Source organism: Hydrogenovibrio halophilus DSM 15072, assembly GCF_000384235.1.
In the GTDB taxonomy this organism is placed as follows: Bacteria; Pseudomonadota; Gammaproteobacteria; order Thiomicrospirales; family Thiomicrospiraceae; genus Hydrogenovibrio; species Hydrogenovibrio halophilus.
In genome coordinates, this window is the sequence record NZ_KB913033.1 from 452,669 (window position 1) to 477,137 (window position 24,469).

A 24,469-nucleotide genomic window follows, 5' to 3' on the forward strand; every position below is an offset into this window, starting at 1 on the left:
CCCGAATGTTTTGACCTGAAAAATAATGAGGAGACGTTTTCATGAACGACAACATCGGACAAGTGGATCGCTGGCTGCGTATTATCCTGGGCATCGCGCTGATTGCGGCGGCGGCCACCAACGTGCTGGGCATGTGGGCCTATATCGGGATCATCCCGCTGGCCACCGGCCTGATTCGCTGGTGCCCGGTTTACAGCCTGCTGGGCATGCAGACCACGCCCAAAACGCCTTCGTCGGAGACCTGAAAGCAAAAAGCCGGTGAAGACAGAGTCAACACCGGCTTAAACGGTTAAAAACCGCTGGGATCAGCGGTTTTTTTGTGCCCTTTGCATTATGCCAGAGGGCGTTTTGGCTGCGTTTCTTCAGATGCCGTGGAAGGCCTTGAATTTTTCAATGGTCGCAACCGGTTTTTCTTTTTTGTTGGCGGGGTTCAGTACATAGACCACGGTTTCACCGTTCGGGCCAGCGCCGATGTCGGTGTAACGCAGGTTGTCAATGCCCAGGTCCACATAGCCTTTGAAATCGTCCCAGGTTGAGAACACATAAATGCGGTTTTCTTCGTCCTGATAGACTTCGCCGTAAAAATCCTCGGCTGCTTTCAGGTCGCCCGACATCATCTGTTCACCAATGGACGGCGTGGTTTTCTTTTTGTCTTCTCCGGTCAGACCATACATCACGGTTTCGCCATTTGGACCGGCTCCGATAAAGGTACGACGGTAAGCGGTTTCACCCCGTTCGATGAATTCCTTGTACAGTGCGGCATCGTAAAACACATTCATACGCCCTTCGTGAAACGCCACGTACAAATCGTCGTTATTCGCCACGGATTGCGCCTGTTCGGTTTTCGCCGGTGCCGACGTCTGGGTTTTGGCTTCGTTTGCACAGCCAGCCAAAATGCCCGTCGCCAACATGGCCATCATCAATTTCTTCATTTCGTTCATCCTTCTGAGGTCGTTTAAAAACAATGATATTTTAGAAAGCGGATATAACAACTCCGTGACGCCTGTGTGACAAAAAGATGAAAGCGTGTCGCCATTGCAATTGAGGGCCGCACACGCCAAAATAGCGAGAATCCTCAAAAAGACAAGCTCATGAGCCATTCCCAGTACCCGCCATTGAACCGCTACCAAATTCCGGACGACGAGGCCCGAACCCTGGCCCACCGGGTTCTGGAAGAACTGGAAGCCGCCGGATTTCATGCCGATCCGATCCACTTCACCCTGTTTTACGAATGGCTGGGCCAGCTGGATCCGTCCATGGCCGAAGAAATTGAAACGGCCCTGCACACCCAGACCTATGACGAGCACACCGCCCACCAGTTGTTTCGCCATCTGTGGTCGGAAATGATCAGCGACACGCTGGAATCCAAGCAGTTCAGCGAAGCCATTCAGGCCCTGATGCAGTTCATTGAAACCTGGATGCAACAATCGCAGCAGAAGGCCCGGCAGTTGAACCAACAGGTGAATGCCCTATCACTGGACACGCCGCCGGAAACGCTTCTGGCGCAATTGAAAACCGAGATTCTGCCCACGCTCAACGATTACCAGCGCAACAATGAAGCGCTGCATGAACAGATCCAGAGTTCCAGCCAGGAAATCAAGACGCTGCGCAAGAAACTGGATGAAGCCAACAGCATGGCCAAAACCGATGAACTGACCAGCCTGCCCAACCGACGCGGCTTTCGCGAAACCATGCAGAGACTGATCCAAAACGCCATCGACACAGAAAGCAGCTTTGCCCTGCTGGTGCTCGACATTGACCATTTCAAGCAAATCAATGACGAACACGGCCACTTGGTGGGCGATGCCATTCTGCGCTATCTGGCCAAACTGCTGCACCACCAGACCAAAGGTCAGGACCACATTGCCCGGATCGGCGGGGAAGAATTTGTGGTGATGCTGCCCGACACCCTCTACAGCAGTGCTTTGAGTGTGGCCGACAGCATCCGCAAACAGGTGGCCGCCCGTTCCTTGCAAATGCGAAAGAATCACCACCCCATCCGCCTGACCATTTCCATCGGGGTGGCGATGTTCCAGCTCAATGAACAGTTCGAAGACCTGTTTGAGCGCGCGGACCAGAGCCTGTACCTGGCCAAGAACAGCGGGCGCAATCGTGTCAGAGGGGAAACCGACCTGTGACCACGGCCTTCAATCTGATTTGCGGCCCGCTCGGCTCGGGCAAAACCACCTTGATTCGGCATCTGCTGTCACAAAAACCCGAACACGAACACTGGCTGCTGGTGGTCAACGAATTCGGCGCGGTGGGCATTGATGGCGCGATTCTGCAAAGTCAAAACCACACCCGCGTCGCCCAGATTCCCGGCGGCTGCATCTGCTGCACCGCCAAGGGCGAAGTCGAAGCCACCTTGAAAAAACAAATCGCCAAACACAAGCCCGACCGGATTCTGCTCGAACCCACCGGCCTGGGCGAACCGGACAATCTGGTGGATCTGATTCGCTTTGCCGATTTCAAAGACCGGATCGATATTCAGGCGGTGGTCACGGTGCTGGACAGCGCCCACACCGAAATCGCCGACATAGAGCGCATGACCATTTATCAGAGTTTGCTGAACATGGCCGATGTGATGGTATTGAATAAAACGGATCTGGCGGAACCGGCTCGGATTGACGCGCTGCAAAACCTTTGCCAGGCCTGCTTTCCGCCCAAGGAAGTGGTGGTTGAAACCACACAGGGACGCCTGCCGCTGGAAGCCATCCGGCGTGCGCATTTTACCTCGCCCGGGTTCAGCTTTGCTCAGGGCGAGACGGAACCCTTTTCACCAGGCCTGGTCAAAACGCACTTCCACGCGCCCACTGCGGCCGACTTGCCACCCGTGCAGAATCTGCCAGGCCTGGTAGAGCGTCAGGGCAAGCATCAGGGCGACACCGTCGCGATTGGCTGGGTCTTTGAACCGGACGTGGCGTTCGACTGGCAGGCGTTGCGAACCCTGTTTGAACAACTGGCGACCAACGGACAAGTCAAACGGGCCAAAGGGGTGTTTGGCGTCGGTGCCAGCTCGCGGATGCTGTTTCAACTGGCACAGGGCGAAGTCACACGAGAGCTGATTGCCTACCGCAAAGACTCGCGTCTGGAATTGCTGCTGACCAATGCGGATGCGGGGTTAGTCACCCAACTGGAGCGATCTCTGCAGGCAGCCATAACCGCTTCCTGATCCACGTCCGTTCCTATTTCAGGCCGGGCTCACCGTCTGGGGTTCGGCCTTGAGCACCAACAATGCCGCCAGCGCCACAAACAGCGCCGACACCAGCAAGGTCGCTTCCATGCCCGCCATCTGATAGACCCAGCCCGACAGAATGGTGCCGATCAAACGGCCACCGGCATTGGCCATGTAATAAAAGCCCACGTCTTTGGACGTGCCATCGGCGTCGGCATAAGACACAATCAGATACGAATGCACCGCCGAGTTGAGCGCAAACAGAATGCCAAAAATCACCAGGCCTGCCATCAAAACGGTCTGCGGTGACGCATCCAGCCACCACGCCATGGCCATCGGCACCAGCGCCAACGGCAGCGCCAGTTTCATCGCCGTATGCCGTGTCGGCATGGTTTTATTCGGGTTTCGTATCCCGGTCAATTTGGGCGCGGCGGCCTGCACCACCCCATAACCGATCACCCACAATGCCATAAAGGTACCCACCTGTATGTGCGACCAGTCCAGCATCACTTGCAGAAACACCGGCAGGGCCACCACAAACCAGACATCGCGTGCGCCGAACAGGAAAAACCGGGCCGCCGACAGCCAGTTGATCGCCGCCGACTTGGAAAACACTTCCTGAAATTTGGGCTTGGTTTTGGCCCGGCCCATGGCCCCGTCCAGCAGAAACAGCGACAGAATCAGCGGCACCACAATGATCGCCACCAGCACATACAAAGCGCCAACAAACCCAAGCCAGGCCAACAGCGCCGCCCCCACAAAAAAGCCCACGCCTTTGAGCGCGTTTTTGGAGCCGGTCAGCAACGCCACCCAGCGATAAAGCTGGCCGGAGGCCTCATCGGCCAGCGACTTGATCGCGCTTTTGGCCGACATTTTGTTCAGGTCCTTGGCGATGCCGGACAGGGCCTGCGCCGCCATCACATAGGCCACGCTCAGCATCTCGGCGGGCACGGTCAGCATCATCAGCGCCACCACCTGCAGGCCGAGTCCGATGTTCATGGTCACATTCAGCCCCAGGCGTGCGCCCAGATACCCGCCGACCAGATTGGTGACAATGCCGAAAAACTCGTAAAACAGAAACAGCATCGCAATTTCAATCGGGGTGTAACCCAACTGGTGAAAATGCAGCAGCACCAGCATCCGGATCGCGCCATCGGTAATGGTAAACGACCAGTAATTGAATGTGACCAGACCATACTGTTTCAGCGGATTCATCCGAATTCCTTTACGATTGCGCCAACCGCGTTCAGTTCGCGGCGTTGCCTTTTCCGGCTTTCAGCGCCAGATCCATCATCTGACGCACATAGCCTATTTCATTGTCGTACCAGGCGTACACCTTGACCTGGGTGTCGTTGATCACCATGGTCGAAGGCGCATCAATCACACTTGAACGGCGCTCGCCTTCGAAATCCACCGACACCAACGGGCGTTCTTCAAAGCCCAGAATGCCTTTCAGTTCGCCTTCTGCCGCTTCCTTGAACAGGGCGTTCACTTCCTCGGCTGTGGTGGGACGCTCGACCTCCATCACCAGGTCGGTCAGGGACGCATTCATAAACGGCACACGCACCGCCAACCCATTCAAGCGCCCGGAAAGTTCGGGAAAAATGTCGGCAATCGCTTTGGCCGAACCAGTGGTGGTCGGAATCAACGACTCAAAACTGGCGCGGGCCCGACGCAAATCCTTGTGGCCGTGATCGACCACTTTCTGGGTATTGGTCCGGTCATGCATGGTGGTAATGCTGCCATGCTTGATGCCGATGTTTTCATGCAGCACCTTGATCACCGGGGCAATGCAATTGGTGGTGCAGGAGGCCGCCGACAGAATCGGGTCTTCGCCGGGCGTGAGGATGTGATCGTTCACCCCCATGATCACGTTTTTGACGCCTTCCTTGACCGGGGCCGCGACCACGACCTGCGCCACGCCCTGATCCAGATACGGCTGCAATGCGGCCCGCGTGCGAAATTCGCCGGTGGCTTCAATCACAATGTCCGCGCCCGACCAATCGGTGTCCGCGATGGCCTGATTGGAGGTATACGGAATCAGGCTGTCATTGATCACGATATTGCGGCCATCGGTACCGGTTTCGTGATGCCAGCGCCCGTGCGCCGAGTCAAAATGCAGCAGATGCGCCGACCCCGCCGCATCGGTCGCGGTTTCATTGATGTGCACAAATTCCAACTCGGGCCAGTCAAAGGCCTCGCGCAAGGCCAGACGACCCATGCGCCCGAACCCGTTAATGGCGACTTTGATTTTCATGGTCACGCTCCTGCTTTGTCTGAGGATTGTTTTTCCGATGTTCCGGGCGCATCCGACAGCCATTGTTCGATCTGGGCCACACTGGGCATGCCACCGGAATGCACCACCGTATCGTCAATGACCACACCCGGTGTCGCGGTCACGCCGAAGCTGGCAATCTCGGCCACGTCTTCCACTTTCTGCACCGACACTTGAGCGCCCATTTTGCCAGCCGTTTCTTCAATGCGTGTGACCGTATTGTGACATGTCTTACACCCGGTCCCGAGCACCTGAACCACCAGGCCTGGTGATTTTTCACTGTCTCCGCCACAACAGCCAGCACTGGACGGAGCCGAATCAGAACAACAGCCAGACGATTCGCGTTTTTCTTCTTCGTCACCACCGCAACAGGCGCTGGCTTTGGCGTTTTCATCGGCGCTTCCATCGATATTTGCTTCCGATTTCGGCGTCGCCTTTTGCGGCGCAGGGGCTGTCCCGCAGCTGCCACCGGGACAGCACTCACCGCTTTTGGACAATTTGCCAATCAATTCCGCCGGGCACCAGCCGGTAAACGTGGCCTGAAACCCCATCAACGCGGGCAACACCGCCAGCCACAACCAGTTCGCCGACATCAAATCCGTCTGTCCTGAGAACTGTGCCAGTGCGATGCCGATCAGAATCAGCCCTGTCATCAGACGTACCATTAAATTGCCTTTCATTTTTCACTCTCCTTTGAGGGGTCATTGTCTGTTTTTTCATGGGGGGGCCGGGTCGCATCGCAGGCCTCGCTGTCACACACGACACCACACGCCACACATTCGCCGCGCGCGTTTTTGAACATGGGGCAAAAGCCGGTAAACGTGGCCTGAATCGCATTGATCGCCATCGCAATCATCAGCCACAAAAAACTGAGCCGGGTCAAATCCACCTGACCCATAAAATGCGACACCGCCAGCAACACCAACATCATGCCAGCAAAATAACGCAAAGGCTTATTGCCCTTCACCACAATCTGATTCATTGATCGTTCCTCACAAAGTTAACCAGTTAAACCCATACCCGACCAGTATAAACGCCACGGTTAAGACGCCCACAAACAACGCCAGCGCCGGCCAGCGAATCACTTTGCGCAAAATCAGCAGTTCCGGCAATGAGAGCGCGGCAATGCTCATCATCAACGCCAGACTGGTGCCAATGGGCACGCCTTTGGCCAGCATCGCCTCAATCACCGGGATCACGCCCACCGCATTGGAATACAAAGGCACGCCCAGCAACACCGCCACCGGCACACTCCACCAGCTGGCCGCATCGGCCAGATAGGTGCTGACCCAGGCTTCGGGCACAAACCCGTGAAAGGCCGCGCCCAGACCGATCCCGATCAACACCCAGTGCCAGATGCGTTTGACGATCACCATCACTTCCTGCCAGGCAAAGGCATGACGGGCTCTGAAGCCACCCGTCTGCGCCTGGACTTCGGCCTGTTGACGTCGCTTGATGTCCCACACATAGGCTTCGACCCAGCGTTCCGGTTTGAACCATTCGATCACCATGGATCCCACGTAAGCGACCACCAGCCCGGCCAGCACATACAGCAACGCAATTTCCCAGCCCAGAATCCCGATCAGCAACACCACCGCCACTTCATTGATCATGGGGCTGGCGATCAGAAAGGCAAACGTAATCCCCACCGGAATCCGCGCTTCCACAAACCCGATAAACAGCGGCACGGACGAACAGGAACAAAACGGCGTCACCGACCCCAAAGTAATTGCCAGAGACCGTGCCTGCCATTTGGGTCGCCCCGCCACCACCTGACGGACTTTCTCGGTGGACACAAACGCGCGCAGCAACCCCATCAGATAAATCACAATGACCAGCAGCGCAAAAATCTTGGCCACATCCATCACAAAGAATTGCACCGCCGCGCCCAGCTGGGAGTCGGGGGACAATCCCAGAAGCGTGAAAGCGACCCAGTTGCCCAACTCATCAAATACGGAAAACATACACGGCTCCTTGCCAGGCCAATCCAAAATATCTTTATATCTGCTTATGCAGATACTAACAAAGTTTTTTTGCCCTGACCATCTTTTTTCATGCCCGGTTTACGGTAAAATAAGCGTTTTTGAAATCACTGGTTCCGTTTATGTCACTGGATGCTCTGGCCCAAACATTCAAAGCCCTTTCCGAGCCGCTTCGACTGCGCATAGTGCACCTGCTGATGCAACGCGACAGTCTGTGTGTGTGCGACCTGATGAGCATTCTGGATCAGGGGCAGAGCACCATTTCACGGCACCTGACTTATCTGAAAAACGCCGGTCTGGTTCATCACTGGCGTGAAGGAACCTGGATGCACTATGCGCTGGTCCGGGACGGCCTGGTGCCCCTGCGCCCGGACGATTTGCAACAATGCCTGCAGCAGTTGTCCGACCTGGAAGCCGACCGGGAGGCGCTGGCACACTACGAGCAGACACCCCGTCAGTGCGCACGCTGAAGCACAGAAGATTTTTGATTAAAAAGCGCGTATAATTAAACGCTTATATTTTTTGAACCTTTGTGCATAAGGTTCGCAGATTGCAAGGCAGACACTCATGGAAAATCGCGTATTTGATGTCGTCATTGTTGGCGGCGGGGTCACTGGGACCGCGCTGGCCTATACGCTGGCCAAATACACCAACATCAAATCCACCGCCATTCTGGAAAAATACGGGTCGCTGGCACCGTTGAACTCCAATGCGCGCAGCAACAGCCAGACGCTGCACTGCGGCGACATCGAAACCAACTACACGCTGGAAAAAGCCAAATCGGTCAAACACACCGCCAACATGCTGGTGCGTTATGCCGAGCAAACCAGCAAAAACGACTTTCTGTACAAATACCCGAAAATGATTCTGGCCGTGGGCGAAGACGAGTGCGAACGGCTGGAAAAGCGCCACCATGAATTTGCCGAAGCCTTCCCCTATATGCAACTGTGGGACGCCGCGAAAATCGCCGAAGTCGAACCCAATGTGGCACTCAAGGACGGCCAGATGCGCCCGGAAAAAATTCTGGCCAGCGGCTGCACCGATGAGTACTCGGCGGTCAATTACGGCACCCTGTGCAAATCCTTTATTGAATCCGCACGCAAGACCGGCAAGGACGTGCGCGTCTCACTCAGCTCCAAAGTCGATCGCATTCTCAAATTTGACGACCACTACGAGCTGCAGACCGCCCACGGCACCTACATGGCCAAATTTGTGGTGGTCGCCGCCGGCGCGCACAGCCTGCTGCTGGCGCACCAGATGGGCCACGGGCTCAATCTGTCGACCCTGCCAATGGCCGGGAGCTTTTATTTTGCCCCGCAAATGCTCAATGGCAAAGTCTATACCATGCAGAACGACAAACTGCCCTTTGCCGCCCTGCACGGCGACCCGGACCTGACCGAACCGGGCAAAACCCGTCTGGGTCCGACGGCCCTGGCATTGCCCAAGCTGGAACGCTACACAGGCGGCACCTATCTGGACTTCTGGCGCACCCTGAAACTGGATCGCAAGGTTCTGAAAGTCTTCTGGGATCTGATGAAGGATGGCACCATTCGCAATTACATTCTGCGCAACATGCTGTTTGAAATCCCCTGGCTCAACAAGAAGCTGTTCGTCAAAGACGCCCGCAAAATTCTGCCAGGCTTGACCACCGACGAACTCACCTACGCCCAGGGTTATGGTGGCGTACGCCCGCAGGTGATTGACAAGACCACCCGCGAACTGAAACTGGGCGAAGCCAGCATTGTGCCCGACAACGACAATGTGATATTCAATATGACCCCGTCGCCCGGGGCGACCACCTGTCTGGGCAATGCCTATCGCGATGCGCAAATCATTTGTGAACGTCTGGGCATGGAACTCAAGCGGGACGAGCTGATCCACGACCTGCTTGATGGTGAAGACCTGTCCTGATCGGGCAGGCAATAACCATTCAACTCAGTCAGAAATCACGCCCGGCCCGACCTGGTGTGATAAAATGACTCTCTCAATTTTTTGGCGTCAAGACCGTTTTTGCGCCCAAGCTCACAAAGCGTCCTTTGCTTAACATCGGTATCCGTTCCCCACAGGGGCATACGAACCTCACAGGACGCAAAAGTCGAAGGAAATTGCATGACCAAGCACATGCCCGATATCGCCTGCCAGCCGCATAAAAACCCACAAGGCAAACTCAACTGGGTTGGAATGAGTGGCATCGAACTGCCCGTTCAAATCCAGCAAACACCGAACACACACCTCACACTTTCGTCTCAGGTTCAGGCGTATGTCAGCCTGGAAGACCCGTTAAGCAAAGGCATTCACATGTCTCGGCTCTACCTGATTCTGGACGAGGAAGGCGCCAAAGAACCCCTGACCCCCAAGCGCTTGCAGCACCTTCTGCAAGCCTTTATTTCTTCGCATGAGGGGCTCAGTCACAACGCATTTCTGGAATTTCGCTTTGACTATTACGAGCGTCGCCGTTCACTCAAATCCGACAACGCCGGGTGGAAGCATTACCCCTGCACCCTGCGCGGAGAAATCCGCGACGGGCAGTTTGAGTGCGAAGTCAGCCTCACCGTGCCCTACTCCTCCACCTGCCCCTGCTCGGCCGCCCTGTCACGTCAACTGATTCAGGAAGCGTTTGAGCAGCGGTTTCAAAATGGCGAACTGGACTTTGACGCCGTGCATGAATGGCTGGGCACGTCCGAGGGCATCAGCGCAACGCCGCACAGCCAGCGTTCCTACGCCCAGGTCAAACTCAAGGTCAGCGCCCAGCACAAACTGAGCCTTTCCAGCGTGATCAATCAAATCGAAGACAGCCTGAAAACGCCGGTCCAGGCCACCGTCAAACGTGCAGACGAACAGGAATTCGCCCGGCTCAATGCCAGCAATCTGATGTTCTGCGAAGACGCCGCGCGCCGTCTGCAAAAAACCCTGGACACTCAGCCCGATTTCCTCGATTTCTGGGTACGCGTCAATCATCTGGAAAGTCTGCACCCGCATGATGCCGTCGCCATTGTCACCAAAGACATCGAAAATGGCTATTCAGACGAACCCAACTTCATGGACCGGTTTGAATACTGATCGGTTCTAAACCAACCCGTTTCACTGCCGGAAATTGCAATGCCTTTTGCAATTTCCAACATCCCAGCCTGGGACCATTCCGACCCTTTGTTTTTTTCACTGATTTTTCAATCACTTGAAAACCGCTGTCTTTGGCACACATCTTCCTATGTTTCCATGAAAATTTAAGGAAACCGCGTTTTTTGCAGCAACGAAAAACGCCAATCAAAAGGATACGCCATGAAAGCATGTTTCAAAGGGCTTTTTACTCTGGTATTAATCGCATTCAGTCTGCAGGCCCACGCCCAGGGACGGGATTTTCTGGTCAACTCCGACTGGCTGGCTGAAAACATGGACGACGTCAAGGTCCTGGAAGTACGGTACCATCCGCACCGCTATCTGACGGTCGGCCACATCCCCGGTGCGATACAGGTCAAGCGCTTCTCCGACCTGGGCGACAACCAGGCCAACCCTCTGATGCGTCTGCCGCCCAAGGCACAGTTTCAGAACACCCTGCGTCAATGGGGCCTTGAATATGATGACACCATTGTCATTTATGACGATTCGGCCACTGCACTGGCCTCGCGCGTGTATTTTCTGCTGGATTATTACGGCTTGGACATGAACAAAGTCAAGTTACTGGATGGCGGCATTCGCGAATGGAGTGTGTTCGAGGAAACCACCCAGACCGCGACCCAACCCTCACCCAGCAAGATCGTTCTCAAGGACCCCGATCCCAAACTGTCTGTGGAGTGGACAGCCGTCTACAACGATGTCGTCAGTCAGCGTCGGGACAACGTCACTTTGCTCGATGCCCGACCAACCGACATGTACACAGGGGAAGTCATCAAACATTCCATTATGGGTGGTCACATCCCTGGGGCGGTCAATGTGGTCAGCCTGAACGGCATCACCGGCCAGAACTGGAAATCGGCGGAAGACCTTGCCGCGATGTATGCCGACATTCCCAAAAGCGACACTGTGTATGTGTACTGTCACGACGGCTTTCGCATGAGTCTGGCCTATATGCAGCTCAAAAGCCTGGGTTATGAGGACGTGCGACTTTACAATGGGGGCTGGTCACACTGGGGCAACTCTTTGACTCTGCCGGTCATTGATGGCAAAACGCCCTATTCCGGCGATTTCGATCTCTGATTTCGAGTGCGGTTTTCGCCTGATGCCTGCCTGGCCATGTGGTCAGGCATTTTTTTTGCACGTTTGTGGCGCAATTTTCGCTTGAGATCATGAAACAAGCAGAGTTATACTTATATCTGCATAAACAGATAAACAACGAAAAAGGATCCGTAATGAAATCAGTCTTACTCTTTCTCCTCACATTGGGCTTGAGCGTCCAAGCCTGGGCTGGTCAGGGCAAGGACCTGTTTGCCGCCGAAAAAGTCACCGACGGCATTTACGCCTATGTAGGCCCGATTGATGACCGTTCGCCCGAAAATCTGGGTCTGAACAACAACATCGGCTTGATCGACACCTCCGAGGGCTGGGTACTGGTGGACGCTGGTGGCGGTGACGCCGCCGCCAGAAAAATCGAAGCCATGGCCAAAGCGGTCAAGGACCAGCCCATCACCGCCGTGATCAACCTTGGCTCACAGGATCACCGCTGGCTGGGCAATGACTACTTTTCTCGCCAGGGCGCGACCATTTACGCTTACGAAGGCACCGTCGACACCCAGAAGCGCATGTATGACAATGTCACCAACCGCATGTTTTCAGCGGTTCCGGCCAACAAAGGCGCCAAGCAGAAAACCGCAGACAAGGTTTTGCAGGGGGACAAAAACACCCTGACCATTGGCGGCGTGGAAATGCAGTTGAACTTCTATGGCGACGCCCACTTTCCGGGCGATGCGGCCCTGTGGCTGCCCGGCAAAAAGGTGCTGTTCACCGGCGACATTGTCTATCTGGACAGAATGCTGGGCGTTCATCCCTGGTCCGACCCAATGGCCTGGCACGAAGCCTATCAGGCCATGCGTGATCTGCCAGCGTCATACATTGTACCGGGGCACGGACAAGTGGCCGAAGGCTGGGACCGTGTGGACCGTGATACCGGGGATTACCTGAAAAAACTGACCCGGAAAATGTATGACGCCGCCGATGCCTTTATGGGCGTGGGGTCCGCCGTCAGTGACAACAAGAATTGGCCCGAATTCAAACACCTGAAACACTACGATTCCTGGCATTCCACCAACCTGAACCGCACCTACCTGAAACTGGAATCGAGCATGTGACCTGCGCGATCCGTCGCGCGCATTCAGCGACCTGAAAAAAGCCTCTCTGAGGCTTTTTCTGTTTCTGCCTGACCGTCAGCAAACCCCAACGGCAAAAACCACCAGGCCTGGTCAAAATCCGTTCTGGCAGCCGATTGGCTTAAGTCCGACAGACGGCTAAGATTGATAGGTTTGCAGCTTTCGATACAGGGTGGACGCATCGATCCCCAGTTTGTCTGCCGCCAGGCGCTTATTGCCTTCACACACGGTCAGCACATGCTCAATCCAGAAACGTTCCATGTCCGCCAGGGTGGCGTCTTCCGGCAAGGCCTGTTCGCCGGTTTCGGTCAGCAACTGCGGCACCTGAATGCTCAGCAGTTCCTTGGGCAGATGATGCATTTCGATTTCCGCCCCCTTGGCCAGCACCACCGCGCGCTGAATGATGTTTTCCAGCTCCCGGATATTGCCCGGCCAGTGATAACGCTTGAGCGCTTCAACCACGCGAGGCGACAGCTCCCGCACCGATTTGCCGAACTTTTTGGCGTATTGATGCACAAACGCACGCGCCAGCGCTTCGATGTCGGCCTCACGGTGACGCAAGGCCGGCAATTCCACCGGAAACACATGAATGCGATAATACAGATCCGAACGGAATTGACCTTTTTCCACCAGCGCTTTCAACGACTGGTTGCTGGCAAACAATAAGCGGACATCCACCTGAATCGCGCTTTGGCCGCCGACCCGCACCAACGTCTGATCCTGCAGAAAATGCAACAGCTTGGCCTGCACGTCGGGCTGAGTGGAATTGATTTCGTCCAGCAACAGGGTGCCGCCATGGGCCAGTTCCAACAGTCCGGCTTTGCGCTGGGTCGCGCCGGTAAAAGCCCCCTTCTCATAGCCAAACAATTCCGATTCGATCAGGTTCTCAGGCACCGCCGCACAGTTGAGCGAAAAAAACGGGCCTTGCGCCCGGTGACTGATCTGATGAATCTGACGTGCCAGCACGCCTTTACCCACCCCGGTTTCACCGTTGATCAGCACCGGCACATCCAGCGGTGCGGCCTGTGCCACTTCCGCCATCACCGTCTGCATGGTTTTGGATTGGGATGCCACCGGTGCCGATTCGGTCTCCAGCTGCGTCAGCCGCGCTTCCAGTTGTTGAAGCTTGTGACGCTGAGCCAGCTGCTGGTGCACCCGTTCCAGTAAATTCGCCACCTGACGGGTTTCAAAGGGCTTGGTGATCAGGTCGTAGAGACCCAGTTTGAACCCTTCAATCGCATCTTCCATGGACGCATAGCCGGTGATCATCACCACCAGCACCTCTTCGTTCAGAGTTTTGACCTGATCCAGAAGTGTCAGGCCTGAGCCGTCCGGCAGACGCAGATCGGTCAGCAATACCTCCGGCAGAAAGCGCTGACATTCCTTCAGGCCGTCTTGCGCACTCAAGCTCACCCGCGTATCAAACCCGGCGGTTCTGGCCAGTTCGGCCAGCAACTCCGCCATGTCCTCATCGTCTTCAATGATCAGCAGATTCAGTGTTTTCATAAGCGTTCAGTTCAATCCGAAATTGGGTGCCTTCGGTCACGCTGTCATCCAGCGTGATCCGGGCCTGCATTTTTTCCAGTAAGGTGCGGGTCAGATACAACCCCAGACCGGTCCCGGCATTGTCATTGCGAAAGCTGCCGGCTTCTTTGGTGGTGAAAAAAGGTTCAAACACCTGATCGCGCTTTTCGGCCTCGATCCCTTTGCCGTTATCACAGACCCACAAATACCAGGCCTGGTGGTTTTCTGCTGGCGTCAGAGACAGCGTCACCCGGCTGGCACCGGCCTCGGCGCTGTTGCTGATCAGATTATACAGCACTTGCTCCAGCGCGGAAGGATCGCCCTTGACCCAGGCGGTTGCCTCGGCGTCAAACACAATCTCCACCGGCGCATCGCGTTTGAGCACCGGTCGAATCATCGTCAGAATGCCGTCGATCAATTGATTCAGATTCACGGCCTGCGCCACCACTCTGGGTTCCCGCGCCGCCGAGAGCAGATCCTTGACCGAGGCGGCGCATTGCTTGGCCTGCTTTTCGATGGTCTGCAAACGCTTTTGCATCGCATCGTCCCGGGTTTGCTGAGTCGCCATCTGGGCATAGCCGATGATGTTGGCCAGTGGCGTGTTGAGATTATGCGCCAGACCGGCCGCCAATTGCCCGATGGCCACCATGCGTTGGTTCTGACACAGGTTTTGCGTCGCTTTCTGGCGAAACTGGTGCGCCTCCTGCAGGGAATCAATGTGGTTCTGCAACGCCACCTGCAAATCGAAAATGGCGTAGTTGAGCACCTGCAGTTCCTGAGGCAGATTCTGCCGAACTGGCACCGGCTGTTGAAACAGGGCAGGCATGTCGTTCAGTCGTTCGGACAGATCCCGCACCGGGGCCAGAAGATGCCGATCCAGCAACCGCCGTACGATCACAAACACCAACATCAGCAACAGCGCAAACAACACCAGCCCAATCCCAAACAGTTGCATAAATGTGGTCCGAATCGATTGTCGGGAAAACCCCAGGGTGACCTCCCCCAACGACTGCCCGAAAAAGGCCATCGGCGCGGTGTAGTGCAAATGGGTCTTGAAAGGGTCACTGCCGGTCTCGCGCTGCTTCTGCACCTCGCTCAAGATCTCGCCCTGGGCATTGACCACCTGAATGTGATGCAAGTCTTGGGTCTGCGCCAGCAGATCACTGGTAATGCGGTCAATCACGCTGTATTCCTGCAACATCACCGCATCCTTGGCCACGGTCGCGACTTGCGAGGCCAGTGCTTTGGCTTTCTGCTCCATCGCCTGTTCCAAGGTGTGGGAAATAAACGCATAACCGGCCAGACTCAATGCCAGCATCATGCCCAGCAGCGCCGAAGCCAGATACAGATTCAAACGCCCGGCCAGGGTTCTGGGGCGTAAGCGCTCAAACCACCCCCTTCTATGACGGAAGAAGGTGGGGAACCCGGATTTTTCAGTGGCCACTGCCATGTTGTTTTCCTTTCATCCGTCAAGTCAATCGGCGTATTCCAAAGCTCGCCCAAAAGCAAGCGAACTTTAGAATAGACCCCAACAGGGATTCGGTCAAAAAAAAGCCAGTGCAAGACTGGCTTTCAAAATTCACAAAGATAAAGAGAACGAATACATTCCAGCGCCGCTCACAACAACGGCGCTTTGGATCAGGTTTGCGAATTAATAACCAAACTTGGCATCAATCCCCACTGTGAACGCCATGGCTTCGGCATCCCCACGCTCATACTGGTTCCAGCCCGCAATCAAAGCCGACTTATCAGTCAACTTGTACTTGGCACCCAGTGCATAATGCAGAGAGTCATCATCCTGGCTGTAAGCATTGTCATCACTCGCCTTGTTTGTACCAATGCTGGCTGTCAGTAGACCGTACTTGCCAACTTTTTGCGAGACAACGGCAAACATATTCTCACCAAGGTTAATGTCAGTCACATCTTCGTAGAAGCCAGCCAGTGTGGTACCGGTTTTGAACTTGTATTGCGCACTGGTTGAGTAAGCCGTGCCATTTTTGGCCTTGCCATTATTAACACCCGCTGCCCCGGTTACACCAAGATCATTTTCACTGTCCAACGTAACGGTATCCGCTGTCAGACGAAGTCCGCCGTTGAAATACTTCACCCCAAAACCATGCGCGCTGCCACCTGCCATGTCTTTCAACTTACCGGAGTTATGCAGGCTGTCCTGGCTCTCATCGGCCAACACCGAGTAATGGGCATTGACCTGAAATCCGTTCATTTTGGGCGAGGTGTAATCCACCGCATAGTTGAAGTAATTGGAGTTCAAGTTGGACGCGCCCTGCTGCCCTTTGTCACGCGCTTGCAGAATGTGATCCGTCCAAGGATCGATCTTGGTATAACTGGATTTATACCCGACCGTAAAACGCCCCATACGAATGCGACCATATTGTTTATTGTCCAGTCCCGCATAAGCGTCACGCATGTACAAAGCACCATCACCTGTATCGCCTTCGCCAGCGGCGTCCGAGTTATTGCCCACAGCGGTGTATTGAACATCGGCTTTGTAAATCAGCTTTGTGTTTTCAAGCGTGGTGTCCAACGAACCGGAAAAACCAAAACGAGAGGCGTTGCTTTTCAACTCTGTGCCTTCCATGCGTTCCAGCACATTATCCTTTCCTGCCAGAGGGGTGATATCGACCATATCGGCTGACACATTGATTTGACCGTGAACCGACAGTTTGTCTTCGGCCATCACAGGGTTCATTGCCAGGCCACAAGCAAGTGCCACTGGGGTCAGTTTTGCAAAGGTATGTTTCATAAGGTTTCCTCTTATCCTCTTTTGTTTTCGTTCGTGGTCGCGCCAGTCGCACACCACAAGACCGAGTACAGAGAGGAATAAGCGTGCCAACACCTAACTTACTGTTTTTTATAGTATTACAGATAAACGAACTCTTGCAGGCTGCGAACTCTTTGCAATCTGCAATGCATTTCAGAACTTCATGATATAAGCGTTTTTTAGCACCTGGCTGCTGGATTTTATCCGCCCCTGGCCAGAAAGCACTAAAATGACCCCATTTTGTGGCAGGAGAGATGGTGTGCACTCAGGAATGCGAATGCTACTGGCGGGATTGCTTGGCTGGATGCTGATCAGCGGCTGCGACCGTCCTGACCAGCCGGACAAGATGGCCGAAACAAGCGAGGTCGAGCCGCTGGTGCTGGCGGTGCAGCCGTTTGATCTGCCCTCCAGTGTGCAACAGCATTTTGCCCCCCTGCAGAGCTATCTGTCAGACGTGCTCAAACGCCCGGTCAAACTCTATATCGCAACCAGCTATGAAGACCAGATTCAAAAGATACTCAATAACAAGGCCGACCTGGCCTATATGGGTCCGACCATTTACGTCAAAACCCAGAAAATTCAGAAACGGGCCCAAAAACCCCTCAAACCGATCGTCACCGAACACCCCTATCGCGGCGTGGTGGTGGTGCATGAACAGTCGGACATTGAAACGCTGTCACAACTGCGACACAAACGCCTGGCACTGGGGGCCTATTTTTCCTACGCCGGGCATTTTGCTGCCAGAGAGGCGCTGAATCAGGCCGGTGTGCGGTTGGCAGACTTGTCTCTGTACAGTTTTCTGCAACGCCATCATCGCGCGGCCATGTCCGTGGTCTATCGCCACTTTGATGCGGCGGCCACCACCGAAGGCATTGCCCGACGCATGATTTCACAAGGGCACCCATTGCGCATCATTCACAGCACGAAACCGCTCGCGCCCATCGTGCTCGCAGCCAACCATCACCTGTCCGATGCATTGGTGGAAACACTTCAAATTGCCTTGCTCAACCCGAACTTTGATCAGGAATTGACGCTGTCCCTGTTCAGCCCCCAGGGCTACCAGGCTTATCAGGGACAGCACTACCGCGAAGTCGAACGGGTCATGACCCATTTTGAACGCTGACCCTTTCTCTTAACCCCAATATTTACCTTCGGGTTAAACGCTTTCCATGGGCAAAGCGGTTTTGTCCACGACCTTGCGCAACACAAAACTGGTATGGACACCGCTGACACCGGGAATCTGGGTAATGTGATTGAGCAGCAGGGCCTGATAAGCGTCCAGGTCTTTCACGATCACTTTGAGCTGGTAATCGGCGTTCTGCCCGGTGACCAGCAAACACTCCATCACCTGCGGCAATGCCTTCACGGCCGTTTCGAAACCATCAAACCGCTCTTGCGTGTGGCGATCCATCGCAATGTGAATCAGCGCCATCAGATCCAGGTCCAGTTGTCTGGCATCCAGCAGGGTGCGATAACCCAAAATCAAGCCGGATTTCTCCAGCGTTTTAAAGCGACGCAAACAGGCCGAAGGCGACAAACCAATCTGGTCGGCCAATTCCTGATTACTCAAACGCGCATTGTCCTGCAAGGCCGCAAGCATGGCCCGATCATAGCGATCCAGCTTCATTGACTTTCCCCCATAATGTGCAGATAAAACATCATAAAACCTACCCTGTGCAACAAACTGCCAACATTCACAATATTACAGCAATTTTAAACCATAAAACCACCAGGCCTGGTGGTTTTTGCAATCGGATTGCGCTCGCAATGGCCTACACTAAGCCTGACTCAAACAAAGCAGGCAAACATTCAGGAGAGCCAATGATGACCCCTCGTAAATACCGCCCCACGGTCACGCCCGATTTACCCAATCGTCAGTGGCCGAATCAGCGCTTAACCCGAGCGCCGATCTGGGCCAGTGTGGATTTACGCGATGGCAATCAGGCGCTCGCCACCCCCATGAGCGTCGAACAAAAGCTGCAACTCTGGCAGGTACTGGTGGAGATGGGGTTCAAGACGATTGAAATCGGCTTTCCTTCTGCCAGCCAGCCGGAATTTGAGTTCACCCGTCGTCTGATTGATGACGGCCTGATTCCCGAAGATGTGAACGTGCAGGTGTTGGTGCAGGCACGCGAGCATCTGATCGAAAAAACGTTTGAGGCTCTAAAAGGGGTCAAACGCGCGGTGGTGCACGTCTACAACACCACCTCCACCATTCAGCGCGAGCGGGTGTTTGAAAAATCCCAGTCCGAGATTCTGGGCATGGCCGTGCAAGGCGCTCAATGGGTCCGGCACTACGCAGCCCAACACCCGGACACGGACTGGACCTTTCAATACTCGCCCGAGAGCTTTTCGCAGACCGAAACCGACTATGCGCTCGACGTGTGCAAAGCGGTGATGGACGTGTGGCAACCCACGCCCGAGCATCGCTGCATTCTGAACCTGCCGGCCACGGTGGAAAGCACCTCGCCCAATCGCTTTGCCGACCAGATCGAATATTTTATTCGTCATCTGCCCAACCGCGACAGTGCCATCATCTCTGTCCACACTCACAATGACCGTGGCTGTGCCGTGGCAGCGGCCGAACTGGCACTGCTGGCCGGTGCCGATCGGGTCGAAGGCACCTTGCTCGGCAATGGCGAACGCACCGGCAATATGGACATGGTCACCCTGGCGATGAACCTATACAGCGAAGGCATTGACCCGGAGCTGGATTTATCGCGCCCGGACGACTGGGTGCCGGTACTGGAAGACGTCACCAAAATCCCCACCCACCTGCGTCATCCTTGGGTGGGCGAGGCGGTTTACACGGCTTATTCCGGCAGCCATCAGGATGCGATTCGCAAATGCCTGTTGCGCCAGCAACCGCAAGAGCCTTGGCAAGTCGCCTATCTGCCGATTGATCCAAAAGACCTCGGGCGCGACTACGAAGCCATTATCCGGGTCAACAGCCAATCGGGCAAAGCCGGCACCGCGTTTTTGCTGAGCCAGCATTACGGATTGAATCTGCCCAAATGGGTGCAGCAGGATTTTGCCCCCGTGGCGCAACAGATCGCCGAAGCCGGCGGCGGCGTGGTCAGCCACGCCCAGCTCTATGAAGCCTTTGCCCAGCATTACCGGCTGGACCAGGCGTCGAACCTGCGCCACTATCAGCTCGACCGCCAGGCCAGTGCCGATTCACTGGTGGTGCAATGGCAGGACCACCGTCTGCAAGGCCAGGGTCGCGGCACCTTAAGCGCCTTGTGCCAGGCCTGGCAAAACGCCACCGGGGAAACACTGGACATCATTGACTATCATGAACATGCTCTGCATCCGGCACAAACGCCTGTGGTTGGCAAGCAGGCCCAGGCCATCGCCTATGTCTATGTGCAACACAACCAGCAAAACCGAATCGGCATCGCCACCGCCGAAGACACCGTCAGCGCCATGATCGAAGCCACATTGAAAGCACTGGGATAGAAAAACCACCAGGGCTGGTGGTTTTTGGGGCCGTGACAAGCCGTTTATGACCGACACAAAAAAGCCGCAACGATGGATCTCGTTGCGGCTTTTTCATTGGGTGTCGACTGGAATCCGGCGATCAGAAACTGCCGAAATCGCCGCCGCTCATTTCACGATAAATACGACGCGCATTGTTTTCCGCGGCCTGATCGAACACCGGGCGGTCTTTATACATCGACTGATCAATCGCTTCGGCGTCAGACTCATCGCCATCATTGTCTACCACTTTGCGTACCTCGGCGCGCAGATACTTGAAATAGTCCAATGTCTGCTCGGTAATGGTCTCCAGATCGGCCGGTGTGCCATGTCCCGGAATCACATCCACATCATCGGGTATCTCGTTGAGCATGCGTTCAAAAGACGCCACCCACTGGGCACTGTTGGTGTAGGGGAACATCACCGGCATCCGCTCGTTGAACCCAAGATCGCCAGTCATCAATACCTTGCGTGAAGGAATGTAGGCACTGGTGGACGCAGGCGTGTGTCCGGGACCGAAATCAATCAACTCCACCGTTTCGCCGCCGCCGACATCAATGGTGTGGCGGCTTTCAAAAGTAGTGAATTCGCCACTGACATTGCGCGAAGGCTGGGTAATGGCCGTGCCGACCCGCATCGACCATTCTTCTTTGATGGCTTCAAACGCCTGATCAAACTGGAAATTGGCCATGTCGCTGGAATACAGGTTTTTCACGCCCACATCCACCCAGTAACTGGCCCCCAGATAGGCGTGACCCTGGTTGTTTTCCACTGCGACCCACTTGACGGGTTTGGTGGTCACGCGCTTGATCTGACGATGCACACTGTAGGCAATCGCCGTGTTGGCCCCGGCATTGAACACAAACACACCATCGTCAAACACCACAAACGAGATGTTGTTGTTGAGGCCATAGTTGGAGGGATTGTGCCAGATCTGTGAACCGACAATGGTATAGACTCCGTCGGTGACCTGGACTGCCTGCGGCAGGGGCAGTTCCGGCCCGATGTACCCGGCCTTCTTGAGCGTCGATTCCAAACTGTCGGCATAGGTGGTGACCGAAGGCGCCATTTGCTGGTCGCCCTCGATCGATTTCAGTTCGTTGGCATACGCCTCAAACCCGGCCACATAGGGGTCTTCGGCCGCCTGGGCCAAGCCGGCAGTTGCGGCAAGCAATGCACTGATCAGCAAACGTTTTTTCATAGAAGGCCTCCTTCTGTCTTGAAATATCTGCGTAACTTTTTCATCGTAACACGAACCGGGGTGGCGTAAATCAGGTTGTTTTTTGGGCTGTCCTTAAGTTTTTTTATATGAACACGTCACGCGAACGCAACCACCATTCATTCCATCAGGTCCGGTCCAGCCAGTCACCGCTTTTGTGCTCGTACACATCAAACACCGTAATCGCCATCGCCGCGATCACCGGCCCGAAAAACAGACCGATGATGCCAAAATGAATCAGCCCGGCAAAGGTCGAAAGCACGGTGATCAAGGTGTGATTGGCCACCGCCAGATCATCGGCGTTGCCCCCAATGGAGCGGGCGATCTTCTGGATCATAAGCGGGCGGGCCAGATTGTCAATCAGAAACCCATTGACCACGGCACCCACAAACACCACCAGTCCGGCGCTCATGTAATCGCCCTGAGCCGCCAGAATAATGGCCAGCGGAATCCAGACCAGGGCCGCCCCCACGATCGGAATGAACGAAGTGATGGCAATGGCGGTACCAATAAACAGTCCCGGCAGACCCAGAAACCAGGCCAGCACCGCAAACACCGCCCCTTGCATCAGCGCGATGCCCAGCACAGAAAGCAACAGGATGGTGGAAAGGTTGGAAAACCGGTTCATGATCATGTGATCGTAAAAGTTTTCCAATGGCGAAAGCACCTTCAAATGATGCGCAATCTTGTCGCCATCGCGATAGAAAAAGTAGAGCGCAAACACCGCCAGCAGCAAAAAGGTCAAAAACGACGTGGTGCTGCCAAACACACCCTGCACCAGAAACACGGCCGTGTTTTTGGCAAACGCGATGATGGTGTCGGCATTCTGCTCCAGTTGCTGAGCGACCTGGGCCTGCGTGCTTTCAGGCACCGGCAAGGCGTCGATCAGGTTTTCCGACATCTGGGCAAAGCTCTCGGCATTCTGCTGTGCCAGCCAACTCTGGGCCTGACCGAACACCTGCCCCACCTGCAATCCCACCTCCAGGAGCAGGTAACTGACCGGTGCGATCACCACCACAAACACCAATGAACTCATGATACCGGCGGCAATGTCTTTGTTGCCTTTGACCCTTGCCAGAATCTTGTGAAAATACGCATAGGTGGCGGTCGCCAGAATCACCGCAAAAAACAGGGCTTCCAGAAAGGGAGAAAACAGCCAGAACAACCCAACCACGGCCAGCAACAACAGCAACATCAAGAAACCGTCTTCGTATGGGGCATTCGATCGCATAAGCTTTACCTTGATTGTGTAAAATACGTTCTATTATACATGCCCGACAACCACCAACACACTGATCCGAATTTATGACAGAGCACCCAAACCGCACCACCATTCGTCCTTCCGGTTCCTTGCAGATATTGTCCTACAAGGAAGCCACCCAGCTTTGCGACCAGACCCAGGAAGGGCTCAACGACCTGTTTCGCCAGTGCGCGCTGGCGGTGCTGAACACAGGGCTGGTGGACGACAATGGCCTGGCGCTGATCGAAGCCCACCCGGATTTTCAGATTCGGGTTCAGGTCAAAGGCCGCGGCCTGCAGATCGAAATTGAAAACGCGCCGAATAATGCGTTTCTGGAAGACGACATGATTGTGGGCCTGCAGGAACATTTGTCCGCGGTGATCCGCGACCTGATCTACGCCAAAAACGAAATCGTCGACAACGGCGAGTTTGATCTGGAAGACACCTTTGGCATCACCAATGCGGTGTTTCATCTGGCTCGCAATGCCGAGCTGATGCAACCCAATCGCGAACCCAATGTTGTGATCTGCTGGGGCGGGCACAGCATCTCGCGCGTCGAATACAAATACACCAAACAGGTCGGCTACCATCTGGGCCTGCGTCAGCTCGACATCTGTACCGGCTGCGGTCCCGGTGCAATGAAAGGCCCGATGAAAGGCGCGGTGGTCGGGCACGGCAAACAGCGTTATCAAGACGGGCGCTTTATCGGCCTGACCGAACCGGGCATCATTGCGGCGGAAGCGCCCAATGCCATTGTCAACCAGCTGGCCATTCTGCCCGACATTGAAAAACGACTGGAAGCCTTTCTGCGCCTGGGCCACGGCATCATCATCTTCCCCGGTGGGGCTGGCACCATGGAAGAAATCCTGTATCTTCTGAGTGTGATCATGCACCCCCAGAACAACAACATTCCTTTCCCGGTGGTACTCACCGGCCCCGAATGCAGTCGCGCCTATTTTGATGCGGTGCTGGAATTCATCGAATTCACCCTGGGGCGCAAAGCCAGTGACAAACTGACCGTGTTGATCGACGAACCGATTGAAACCGCGCTGTTTCTCAAAAAAGGTCTGGGTCATGTCAAAGCCTACCGCGAGGCCACCTCGGACGCCTATTATTTCAACTGGAACCTGCACATTCCGTTTGAACTGCAAAAACCGTTTGAACCGACCCATGATAACATTGCCCAGCTGCGCATTCACAGAGACCAGCCCGAACACCAACTGGCATCACAATTGCGCCAGGTGTTTTCGGCCATTGTCGCCGGCAATGTCAAGCGCGAAGGCATGGCCCAGATCGAAGCCCATGGGCCTTTTCAGATTCAGGGCGACCCCGAAATCATGCGGCGCATGGACAAACTGCTGCGCGCCTTTGTCGAACAGCGCCGCATGAAGCTGGGCACCGAAAACTATGTGCCCTGCTACCACATTGTGACCGACATGTCGGCCTGACCGCATCCACCTTAAAAACAACCAGGCCTGGTGATTTTGTGTGCCAA

At 55.1% G+C, this 24,469-nt stretch carries 23 protein-coding genes; 11 read left to right on the forward strand and 12 right to left on the reverse strand.

Annotated elements, in window-relative coordinates:
* Positions 1 to 41 precede the first annotated feature (41 nt).
* Positions 42 to 245 (forward strand): YgaP family membrane protein, encoded by a 204-nt coding sequence (locus A377_RS0102235; protein ID WP_019894493.1) that lies wholly within the window; start codon positions 42 to 44, stop codon positions 243 to 245.
* 117 nt (positions 246 to 362) lie between these two features.
* On the opposite strand, the gene A377_RS0102240 is transcribed toward A377_RS0102235, so the two are convergent.
* A complete protein-coding gene (locus tag A377_RS0102240) occupies positions 363 to 932 on the reverse strand; it encodes a hypothetical protein (protein ID WP_028485193.1) in 570 nt (189 codons plus the stop codon).
* A gap of 159 nt (positions 933 to 1,091) precedes the next feature.
* Here A377_RS0102240 and A377_RS0102245 point away from each other — a divergent pair, with 159 nt between their 5' ends.
* Together A377_RS0102245 and A377_RS0102250 are read left to right on the forward strand one after the other, a co-directional pair.
* Positions 1,092 to 2,138 carry a GGDEF domain-containing protein gene (locus A377_RS0102245; protein ID WP_019894496.1) on the forward strand — a complete coding sequence of 349 codons (1,047 nt, stop codon included), beginning with the start codon at positions 1,092 to 1,094 and terminating at the stop codon, positions 2,136 to 2,138.
* The gene (locus A377_RS0102250) at positions 2,135 to 3,172 is read left to right on the forward strand and encodes a CobW family GTP-binding protein (RefSeq protein WP_019894499.1); all 1,038 of its coding nucleotides are present in this window, start codon (positions 2,135 to 2,137) and stop codon (positions 3,170 to 3,172) included. The genes A377_RS0102245 and A377_RS0102250 overlap by 4 nt, the downstream gene beginning before the upstream one ends.
* Before the next feature lie 18 nt (positions 3,173 to 3,190).
* Here A377_RS0102250 and arsJ read toward each other — a convergent pair whose 3' ends face one another.
* The 5 genes from arsJ to A377_RS0102275 are packed head-to-tail and all read right to left on the reverse strand — an operon-like array spanning position 3,191 to position 7,414.
* Positions 3,191 to 4,390 (reverse strand): organoarsenical effux MFS transporter ArsJ, encoded by a 1,200-nt coding sequence (arsJ, locus tag A377_RS0102255; protein WP_019894500.1) that lies wholly within the window; start codon positions 4,388 to 4,390, stop codon positions 3,191 to 3,193.
* Positions 4,391 to 4,421: 31 nt separating this feature from the next.
* Entirely contained in the window at positions 4,422 to 5,432 is a 1,011-nt protein-coding gene (locus tag A377_RS0102260; protein WP_019894501.1) for an ArsJ-associated glyceraldehyde-3-phosphate dehydrogenase, read from the reverse strand.
* A 2-nt stretch (positions 5,433 to 5,434) separates the two neighbouring features.
* Positions 5,435 to 6,130, reverse strand: a complete 696-nt coding sequence (locus A377_RS12920) for an MTH895/ArsE family thioredoxin-like protein (protein WP_019894502.1) — start codon at positions 6,128 to 6,130, stop codon at positions 5,435 to 5,437.
* Positions 6,127 to 6,432 carry a YgaP family membrane protein gene (locus A377_RS0102270; protein ID WP_019894503.1) on the reverse strand — a complete coding sequence of 102 codons (306 nt, stop codon included), beginning with the start codon at positions 6,430 to 6,432 and terminating at the stop codon, positions 6,127 to 6,129. Before A377_RS0102270 ends, A377_RS12920 begins: the two co-directional genes overlap by 4 nt.
* Before the next feature lie 10 nt (positions 6,433 to 6,442).
* Entirely contained in the window at positions 6,443 to 7,414 is a 972-nt protein-coding gene (locus tag A377_RS0102275; protein WP_019894504.1) for a permease, read from the reverse strand.
* Between the two features lie 140 nt (positions 7,415 to 7,554).
* Between A377_RS0102275 and A377_RS0102280 the strand changes: the two genes are divergently transcribed.
* The 5 genes from A377_RS0102280 (at position 7,555) to A377_RS0102305 (ending at position 12,714) form a co-directional block, all read left to right on the forward strand.
* Positions 7,555 to 7,902, forward strand: a complete 348-nt coding sequence (locus tag A377_RS0102280; RefSeq protein ID WP_019894505.1) for an ArsR/SmtB family transcription factor — start codon at positions 7,555 to 7,557, stop codon at positions 7,900 to 7,902.
* Positions 7,903 to 7,999: 97 nt separating this feature from the next.
* Entirely contained in the window at positions 8,000 to 9,343 is a 1,344-nt protein-coding gene (locus A377_RS0102285; RefSeq protein ID WP_019894506.1) for an FAD-dependent oxidoreductase, read from the forward strand.
* A gap of 198 nt (positions 9,344 to 9,541) precedes the next feature.
* The gene (gene folE2, locus A377_RS0102290) at positions 9,542 to 10,492 is read left to right on the forward strand and encodes a GTP cyclohydrolase FolE2 (RefSeq protein ID WP_019894507.1); all 951 of its coding nucleotides are present in this window, start codon (positions 9,542 to 9,544) and stop codon (positions 10,490 to 10,492) included.
* Positions 10,493 to 10,711: 219 nt separating this feature from the next.
* Positions 10,712 to 11,626: a sulfurtransferase gene (locus tag A377_RS0102300; protein ID WP_019894509.1), complete on the forward strand. Its 915-nt coding sequence runs from the start codon at positions 10,712 to 10,714 to the stop codon at positions 11,624 to 11,626.
* A 152-nt stretch (positions 11,627 to 11,778) separates the two neighbouring features.
* Positions 11,779 to 12,714, forward strand: a complete 936-nt coding sequence (locus A377_RS0102305) for an MBL fold metallo-hydrolase (RefSeq protein WP_033422824.1) — start codon at positions 11,779 to 11,781, stop codon at positions 12,712 to 12,714.
* A gap of 156 nt (positions 12,715 to 12,870) precedes the next feature.
* On the opposite strand, the gene A377_RS0102310 is transcribed toward A377_RS0102305, so the two are convergent.
* From A377_RS0102310 to A377_RS0102320, 3 genes are all read right to left on the reverse strand, one after another.
* Complete coding sequence (locus A377_RS0102310) at positions 12,871 to 14,238, reverse strand: sigma-54-dependent transcriptional regulator (protein WP_019894511.1); 1,368 nt, start codon at positions 14,236 to 14,238, stop codon at positions 12,871 to 12,873.
* Positions 14,210 to 15,706 (reverse strand): sensor histidine kinase, encoded by a 1,497-nt coding sequence (locus tag A377_RS0102315; protein WP_083919066.1) that lies wholly within the window; start codon positions 15,704 to 15,706, stop codon positions 14,210 to 14,212. Before A377_RS0102315 ends, A377_RS0102310 begins: the two co-directional genes overlap by 29 nt.
* A 201-nt stretch (positions 15,707 to 15,907) precedes the next feature.
* Positions 15,908 to 17,020 (reverse strand): porin, encoded by a 1,113-nt coding sequence (locus A377_RS0102320; RefSeq protein ID WP_019894513.1) that lies wholly within the window; start codon positions 17,018 to 17,020, stop codon positions 15,908 to 15,910.
* 295 nt (positions 17,021 to 17,315) lie between these two features.
* On the opposite strand from A377_RS0102320, the gene A377_RS11650 reads away from it, so the two are divergent.
* The gene (locus A377_RS11650) at positions 17,316 to 18,161 is read left to right on the forward strand and encodes a PhnD/SsuA/transferrin family substrate-binding protein (RefSeq protein WP_157760694.1); all 846 of its coding nucleotides are present in this window, start codon (positions 17,316 to 17,318) and stop codon (positions 18,159 to 18,161) included.
* 33 nt (positions 18,162 to 18,194) lie between these two features.
* Here A377_RS11650 and A377_RS0102330 read toward each other — a convergent pair whose 3' ends face one another.
* The gene (locus A377_RS0102330) at positions 18,195 to 18,665 is read right to left on the reverse strand and encodes an Lrp/AsnC family transcriptional regulator (protein ID WP_019894516.1); all 471 of its coding nucleotides are present in this window, start codon (positions 18,663 to 18,665) and stop codon (positions 18,195 to 18,197) included.
* A gap of 194 nt (positions 18,666 to 18,859) precedes the next feature.
* Here A377_RS0102330 and A377_RS0102335 point away from each other — a divergent pair, with 194 nt between their 5' ends.
* Positions 18,860 to 20,497, forward strand: coding sequence for a 2-isopropylmalate synthase (locus A377_RS0102335; protein WP_019894518.1), 1,638 nt, complete (start codon positions 18,860 to 18,862; stop codon positions 20,495 to 20,497).
* A 121-nt stretch (positions 20,498 to 20,618) separates the two neighbouring features.
* Here A377_RS0102335 and A377_RS0102340 read toward each other — a convergent pair whose 3' ends face one another.
* Positions 20,619 to 21,716, reverse strand: coding sequence for an MBL fold metallo-hydrolase (locus tag A377_RS0102340; protein WP_019894520.1), 1,098 nt, complete (start codon positions 21,714 to 21,716; stop codon positions 20,619 to 20,621).
* A 145-nt stretch (positions 21,717 to 21,861) separates the two neighbouring features.
* A complete protein-coding gene (locus A377_RS0102345; protein ID WP_019894522.1) occupies positions 21,862 to 22,965 on the reverse strand; it encodes an AI-2E family transporter in 1,104 nt (367 codons plus the stop codon).
* Positions 22,966 to 23,039: 74 nt separating this feature from the next.
* Between A377_RS0102345 and ppnN the strand changes: the two genes are divergently transcribed.
* Positions 23,040 to 24,422 (forward strand): nucleotide 5'-monophosphate nucleosidase PpnN, encoded by a 1,383-nt coding sequence (gene ppnN, locus A377_RS0102350; protein ID WP_019894524.1) that lies wholly within the window; start codon positions 23,040 to 23,042, stop codon positions 24,420 to 24,422.
* Positions 24,423 to 24,469: the final 47 nt, after the last annotated feature.

Excerpts from the sequence above, each read along its gene's own strand:
- A377_RS0102335 (WP_019894518.1), top strand. The coding sequence starts at position 18,860 with ATGATGACCCCTCGTAAATACCGCCCCACGGTCACGCCCGATTTACCC.
- A377_RS11650 (WP_157760694.1), top strand. The coding sequence starts at position 17,316 with ATGCTACTGGCGGGATTGCTTGGCTGGATGCTGATCAGCGGCTGCGAC.
- A377_RS0102285 (WP_019894506.1), top strand. The coding sequence starts at position 8,000 with ATGGAAAATCGCGTATTTGATGTCGTCATTGTTGGCGGCGGGGTCACT.
- A377_RS0102270 (WP_019894503.1), bottom strand. The coding sequence starts at position 6,432 with ATGAATCAGATTGTGGTGAAGGGCAATAAGCCTTTGCGTTATTTTGCT.
- A377_RS0102240 (WP_028485193.1), bottom strand. The coding sequence starts at position 932 with ATGAAGAAATTGATGATGGCCATGTTGGCGACGGGCATTTTGGCTGGC.
- A377_RS0102330 (WP_019894516.1), bottom strand. The coding sequence starts at position 18,665 with ATGAAGCTGGATCGCTATGATCGGGCCATGCTTGCGGCCTTGCAGGAC.
- A377_RS0102310 (WP_019894511.1), bottom strand. The coding sequence starts at position 14,238 with ATGAAAACACTGAATCTGCTGATCATTGAAGACGATGAGGACATGGCG.
- folE2 (WP_019894507.1), top strand. The coding sequence starts at position 9,542 with ATGACCAAGCACATGCCCGATATCGCCTGCCAGCCGCATAAAAACCCA.
- A377_RS0102275 (WP_019894504.1), bottom strand. The coding sequence starts at position 7,414 with ATGTTTTCCGTATTTGATGAGTTGGGCAACTGGGTCGCTTTCACGCTT.
- A377_RS0102280 (WP_019894505.1), top strand. The coding sequence starts at position 7,555 with ATGTCACTGGATGCTCTGGCCCAAACATTCAAAGCCCTTTCCGAGCCG.
- A377_RS0102300 (WP_019894509.1), top strand. The coding sequence starts at position 10,712 with ATGAAAGCATGTTTCAAAGGGCTTTTTACTCTGGTATTAATCGCATTC.
- ppnN (WP_019894524.1), top strand. The coding sequence starts at position 23,040 with ATGACAGAGCACCCAAACCGCACCACCATTCGTCCTTCCGGTTCCTTG.
- A377_RS0102305 (WP_033422824.1), top strand. The coding sequence starts at position 11,779 with ATGAAATCAGTCTTACTCTTTCTCCTCACATTGGGCTTGAGCGTCCAA.
- A377_RS0102235 (WP_019894493.1), top strand. The coding sequence starts at position 42 with ATGAACGACAACATCGGACAAGTGGATCGCTGGCTGCGTATTATCCTG.
- A377_RS12920 (WP_019894502.1), bottom strand. The coding sequence starts at position 6,130 with ATGAAAGGCAATTTAATGGTACGTCTGATGACAGGGCTGATTCTGATC.
- A377_RS0102340 (WP_019894520.1), bottom strand. The coding sequence starts at position 21,716 with ATGAAAAAACGTTTGCTGATCAGTGCATTGCTTGCCGCAACTGCCGGC.
- A377_RS0102345 (WP_019894522.1), bottom strand. The coding sequence starts at position 22,965 with ATGCGATCGAATGCCCCATACGAAGACGGTTTCTTGATGTTGCTGTTG.
- A377_RS0102245 (WP_019894496.1), top strand. The coding sequence starts at position 1,092 with ATGAGCCATTCCCAGTACCCGCCATTGAACCGCTACCAAATTCCGGAC.
- arsJ (WP_019894500.1), bottom strand. The coding sequence starts at position 4,390 with ATGAATCCGCTGAAACAGTATGGTCTGGTCACATTCAATTACTGGTCG.
- A377_RS0102315 (WP_083919066.1), bottom strand. The coding sequence starts at position 15,706 with ATGGCAGTGGCCACTGAAAAATCCGGGTTCCCCACCTTCTTCCGTCAT.
- A377_RS0102260 (WP_019894501.1), bottom strand. The coding sequence starts at position 5,432 with ATGAAAATCAAAGTCGCCATTAACGGGTTCGGGCGCATGGGTCGTCTG.
- A377_RS0102320 (WP_019894513.1), bottom strand. The coding sequence starts at position 17,020 with ATGAAACATACCTTTGCAAAACTGACCCCAGTGGCACTTGCTTGTGGC.